We start from the raw sequence: 5,704 nt of genomic DNA on the forward strand, positions 1-5,704 counted from the left end.
CTCGTGCCGCCTCGCATCATGAGTTTGGAACAGGCCTTGGAATGGATTAATGACGACGAACTCGTAGAAGTTACACCGAAAAGCATTCGGTTGCGTAAGGCTATTTTGGATAAACACGACCGCAAGAAAGCGGCTAAAAAAGGATAAGCAAAAAAGAGTTACGACTTCGGTCGTAACTCTTTTTAAGTATGGTGGCGAATGTCTTTGCTTATAGAGGACTGTCTTTTTTACATAACATTTGTAAGTCTCGGCCCAGCTCGCAGAGTGTATTTATATCTGCCGTTGTACAGGTACCGAAGATATTGAGGCTTTTTGTACCTTTTATAGTTGTAAATGATTTATTTCTGCCTATAAAGGTTATCGCCTGCTCATCCGTACGGATTGTCAGCTTCAGGCAGGAAATTCGTTTTTGAGGGCTATAATGCAGCTGACAGCTTTGAAGGGGACCGCTTAACAGTACAGTTGCGTTGTTTCGAATCGTGACGATTCGGTCGTTCAGTTCAACCGTGTATGTTTTCAATAATGCCCATTGTATCTTCTTTACCAAGTACCAAGCGGTGTATACTGCAAAAATCGTAAGAAATATGTATAGGACAGTCTGTCCGGGCAGTGTTTTGTGTGCCGGCAGGTAAAACAGGAATAAGTTTATAAGTAATATGTTCAGACCGAAACAGAACGGTAAGGTCAGGGCTGTGAGTATTTCCGATTTTTCACTTCCTGCCGTAAATACGTATTGTTTCATACAGTGTCCTTTCGTGTGGATGTCATAGAGATATTAAGTAAATTATAACATTCGCATAAAAAACGGGGAACTGTGCATATGACAGAGCGGCTCAATGGTGGTATGATAAAAAAGTACTTCATGAATATTAATCGGATTAGGGGGACTTATCATGAAAAAAAGAATTATCGGTGTAGTCGGAATGGGTCATGTAGGTGCTCATGTAGCTTTTGTGTTGGGCGTGCGAGGTGCCGCCGATGTAGTTAAAATTTGCGATATAAATGAACAGAAGGCTATCAGCGAACGTCAGGATTTGATGGATGCCGTCCTTTTCATGCCGCATCATGTAGATTATGTGATTGCAAAGTATGAAGAATTGGGTGATTGCGACATTATCATTAATGCCATGGGAAAGGTTGAATTGTGTGCGACGGGCAGTCGTGATGATGAAATGGGATTTACCGTACCGGGTGTAGCCGATTATATTCCCAAGATTATGAAGGGAGGATTTGACGGTTATTTCATTAATATTACCAATCCGTGCGATGTTGTTACTCATCTGATTCGCGAAAAGAGCGGATTGCCGTCTCACAAGGTTATGGGTACAGGTACAGGTCTTGATACGTCTCGTCTGGTTAGTGCTATTTCTCAGCAGACGGGGATTGATCATCATTCTTTCACGGCCTTCATGTTCGGAGAACACGGCAATTCTCAAATGACTCCCTGGTCTCTTGTTAAATTTGCCGGTCAACCTTTTGAAGAATTGGCTGAACATGATGAACGCTTCCGTTTTGATAAGGCAGAACTTCAAGAACGTGCTATTAAGGGCGGTTGGTATACCTTTATGGGCAAGCGTTGTACTGAATACGGCATTGCTTCTACGGCCGTACGCATGGCTGAAGCTATTCTTCATGATGAAAAGGGGATTATGGCGGCCAGTGTCGAATTGGACGGCCAATACGGAGAAACGGGTATTTATGCCGGTGTACCTGCCGTTATCGGAGAAAACGGCGTAGAACAGGTTATGGAATACAATTTAACGGCTGAAGAATTGAAAAACTTTAAAGAATGTTGCCAGAAGATACGTGACAACATTGCTAAGGCCGACGCTTTATTGGCTAAATAAGCGAGATATATTTTTATATGTTCTTATATACGGGAAAAAAGAGACCGTCTGTTTTGCAGGAGGTCTCTTTTTCTGTTTATCGGCTGTTTTTGCTAAAAGGCGAGTGAAATGGTATGATATTACATGCGGAAATGGTAGGAGGAGTTTATGTTTAAGCATGTATTATTCGATTTAGACGGTACGTTGACCCGGTCTCATGTAGGGATTTTGAGGTCTGTTGAGTATGCCTTAAATCGAGAAGGAGAATCTACGGTAGACAGACTACGTCAGGAAGTTGTAATCGGTCCGCCGCTCATGTATACATTTACGCATACGTACGGATTTTCAACAGACAAAGCTCGGCGTTTGTACGATTATTTTCAGGAACGATACGGTACGGTAGGGCTTTTTGAAAACGAGCCTTATGCCGGCATTGTCGACTTATTACATGACTTGCAAGCTCAGGGAATACGGGCGTATGTGGCTACGTCGAAGCCGCAGATTCACGCAGAATCTATTTGCGAGCATTTCGGCATGAGACAGTATATTACGAAGATTTCCGGGGCTGTTTTGGGAGGCCTTGAGGATAAGGCGAAAATTATGGCTTCCGTTCTGGACGCTTTAACGGCTGAAGAACGGCGACAGGCGGTTATGGTAGGGGATCGGAAGTTTGACGTCATCGGTGCGAAAACGTGCGGGGTACCCTGCATCGGCGTCGGTTACGGTTACGGAAATGATGCGGAACGGGCGGAATTTCCTCCCCGTTATTATGCATGTGATGTAAAGGAATTAAGAAATATATTACTCGGAGAAGGAGACCAAGAATGATAAAAGAGAAGAAGTTCGATGTGGGCACGATTCGTTCGGGATTTCGTGTCGATTCCGTTCAGTATGTAGAAGAAGTGCAGAGTACCTCGTATGTTATGACTCACGTACAGTCGGGGGCCAAACTTTTATACTTGGCTAATGATGATGACAACAAGGTTTTTTCCGTGTCCTTCCGTACGACACCGGACAACAGTACGGGTGTACCCCACATTTGTGAACATTCGACCTTGTGCGGGTCACGGAAATTCCCCTTGAAAGAGCCGTTTGTCGAATTGGTTAAAGGGTCGCTCAATACCTTTTTGAATGCCATGACCTTTCCCGACAAGACCATGTATCCCGTGGCCAGTCGCAATGCCATCGATTTCAGAAATTTGATGGATGTCTATTTGGATGCCGTCTTTTTTCCGAATTTTTTAAAGGACCCGCAGATTTTGCAACAAGAAGGCTGGCATTACGAGCTGGAAGAAAAGAACGGGCCGTTGACGTACAGTGGCGTCGTTTACAATGAAATGAAGGGGGTTTTCTCTTCGCCCGATTCCCAGTTGGATCGCAAGGTCATGTCTCATCTTTTCCCGCAGACTACATACGGTGTCGAATCGGGCGGTGACCCGGATGATATTCCGCAACTTACACAAGAAGAATTCGTGGCCTTCCATAAGCGGTATTATCACCCGTCGAACAGTTATTTCTTCCTGTACGGCGACTTGGATATTGACGATACGCTCGCATTTATTGACAGTGAATACTTATCGTCCTTTACGGCTGAAGACGTGCATACGGATATTGCCGTTCAGCCTTGCCCGGGAAGTACGGTAAAGACCTATTCATACGGTATCGGTTCCGATGAAAGTACGGACCAGAAGACCATGCATTCTTTGACATATGTCATTGACGATGCTATCGATACGACTCTGGGATTGGCCCTTAAGGTCCTGACCTATGTATATCTCGCATCGCCGGCGGCTCCTTTGAAAAAACTTTTTATTGACGAAGGCTTGGGCAAGGATATTTCCGGTGATTTTCAAGACGGGATTTTACAACCTTTATGGGGAATTACGATTAACGGTTCCGAGCAAGATGCGCAAGAGAAGATTTTGCCTTTGCTGCACAATTATTTTAAAGAAGTTGTGGCAAAGGGGATTGATAAAACCCTCTTGACAGGGGCCTTGAATCGTTTGGAGTTTTCTTTGCGTGAAGCCGACTTTGCAGGCCGTCCTAAAGGCCTTATTTACGGTATTCGCTGCATGGATACTTGGCTTTACGGTCGTGCGCCCGAGGAAGCCTTGCGTTATGAAGAGAGTCTCAAGGTATTGCGTGCCGGCATTGAAACGGATTATTATGAAAAAATTATTCAGACATACATTCTCGACAATCCTTATTATGCCTTAATTTCTCTTGTTCCCGAAAAGGGGCTGACGGAGAAGAAGGAAGAGGCTACGGCTCAGGCCTTAGCGGCATATAAAAAGTCTTTAAGTGATGAAGAATTGCAGAAGATTATAGATGATACGAAAGCCTTGAAAAAACGTCAGGAAGCACCGGATTCGCCGGAAGCCCTGGCCACCATTCCTACCTTGTCGAGAACGGATTTGACAAGGGACGTCGATTTTGTCGAGCCGGAAGTGGAAAAGGTGAAAGACGTCGATCTTTGCTATGTGGAAGATAAGACGAACGGCATTACGTACATTAATCTTTTTTACGATTTGACAGGATTTTCCGAGGTTGATTTGCCGTACATTTATCTGTTGGCGGACATGATCGGAGATTTGGATACGGAAAACCACGATTATATTGAACTGGCATCTCTAATCGACTTGTATACCGGCGGTATTTCCTACGGTATTCAGTCCATTTCTTCGGAAGCGGACAATTCGTATCGTCCCTTCTTCAGAATTAAGGCTAAGGCACTGACACGTAATACGGACAAGGTCATGGCTTTACTTGAAGAAATTACGGAAAAATCGGTATTTAGCAGGGGAACTCGGCTGGCGGAATTGATAGAAGAAGAAAAGACGGGCTGGGATACGGATGCATTCCGTAACGGTCAAACCTTGGTTACGAAAAGACTGTTGTCGTATGTATCGCAGCAGGCAGCCTTTGACGAAGCCGGCGAATTGTCATATTATCGTTTTTTGGCGGATATTGCCAAGACGATTCGCAAAGACGGTGACACGGTAGGAAACCGATTGAAGGATGTGGCGAAAAAGCTCTTCGTAAAGGCGCGTTTAACCGTATCCGTTACAGGCGAAGCTGCAGAAAAAGAGGCTTTGAAAAAAGTATTGCCTTTATGGCTTGAGGCTATGCCCGAAGGCGAAAAGGGAACTCTGTTATTCAACTTTGATTTACAGCGTCGAAATGAAGGAATCATGACGGGCGGTAAGGTGCAGTATGTGGCTAAGGGTGGTAACTTCCGTAAGCACGGTTTCGAGTATACGGGAGCCATGTCCGTCTTGACGACCATCCTTCAGTATGAATACTTATGGATAAAGGTTCGTGTCCAAGGCGGGGCTTACGGGGCTCACACACGCTTTTCGCCGAACGGTGACCTCGTTTTCTGCTCATACAGAGACCCGAATCTGGCTAAAACGATACAGGCTTATGATGACTTACCGTCTTATCTGGAAAGCTTCGATATTCCCGAACGGGAGATGACAAAGTACGTTATCGGCACGCTCAGTCGCATCGATACGCCTTTGACACCGCAACTCAGAACGGGATTGGCTCTGGGTATTTATTTTGCGAAGGCGACTAAGGCGAAACGACAGGAACGTCGTGATCAGCTTCTGAATACGACAGCCGGCGATATTCGGGATTTGGCCCCTGTTGTTAAAGCCGTTATGAACGATAACAATCTTTGTGTTATGGGCAGTGAAAGAAAAATCAAAGAAGAAGGTCGTTTCTTTGATGACACTGTATCCTTACCGAAGTAGGCGGGTATGCGCAGTCGATTTGCTCCCAGCCCCACGGGATATTTGCACTTGGGCAATGTTTGGACGGCTCTTCTTTGTTGGTTGCAGACGAGACAAGCTGAGGGAACTCTGATCCTTCGCATT

4 protein-coding genes and 1 pseudogene are annotated in these 5,704 nt (G+C 45.1%); all 5 read left to right on the forward strand.

Annotated elements, in window-relative coordinates; genetic code table 11:
• Nucleotides 1–147, forward strand: a pseudogene (locus PGX78_RS05755) (GTP-binding protein TypA); the annotation flags it as partial.
• Nucleotides 148–893: 746 nt separating this feature from the next.
• Entirely contained in the window at nt 894–1,847 is a 954-nt protein-coding gene (locus tag PGX78_RS05760) for a lactate/malate family dehydrogenase (RefSeq protein ID WP_270445844.1), read from the forward strand.
• A 147-nt stretch (nt 1,848–1,994) separates the two neighbouring features.
• Nucleotides 1,995–2,654 (forward strand): HAD hydrolase-like protein, encoded by a 660-nt coding sequence (locus tag PGX78_RS05765; protein ID WP_270445845.1) that lies wholly within the window; start codon nt 1,995–1,997, stop codon nt 2,652–2,654.
• Nucleotides 2,651–5,581 carry an insulinase family protein gene (locus tag PGX78_RS05770; protein WP_270445846.1) on the forward strand — a complete coding sequence of 977 codons (2,931 nt, stop codon included), beginning with the start codon at nt 2,651–2,653 and terminating at the stop codon, nt 5,579–5,581. The genes PGX78_RS05765 and PGX78_RS05770 overlap by 4 nt, the downstream gene beginning before the upstream one ends.
• Nucleotides 5,582–5,587: 6 nt before the next feature.
• The coding region (locus tag PGX78_RS05775; RefSeq protein ID WP_270445847.1) for a glutamate--tRNA ligase family protein at nt 5,588–5,704 on the forward strand (117 nt) is incomplete at its 3' end.

Source organism: Megasphaera sp. AF13-6AC, from assembly GCF_027685385.1.
Lineage (GTDB): Bacteria > Bacillota > Negativicutes > Veillonellales > Megasphaeraceae > Megasphaera > Megasphaera micronuciformis.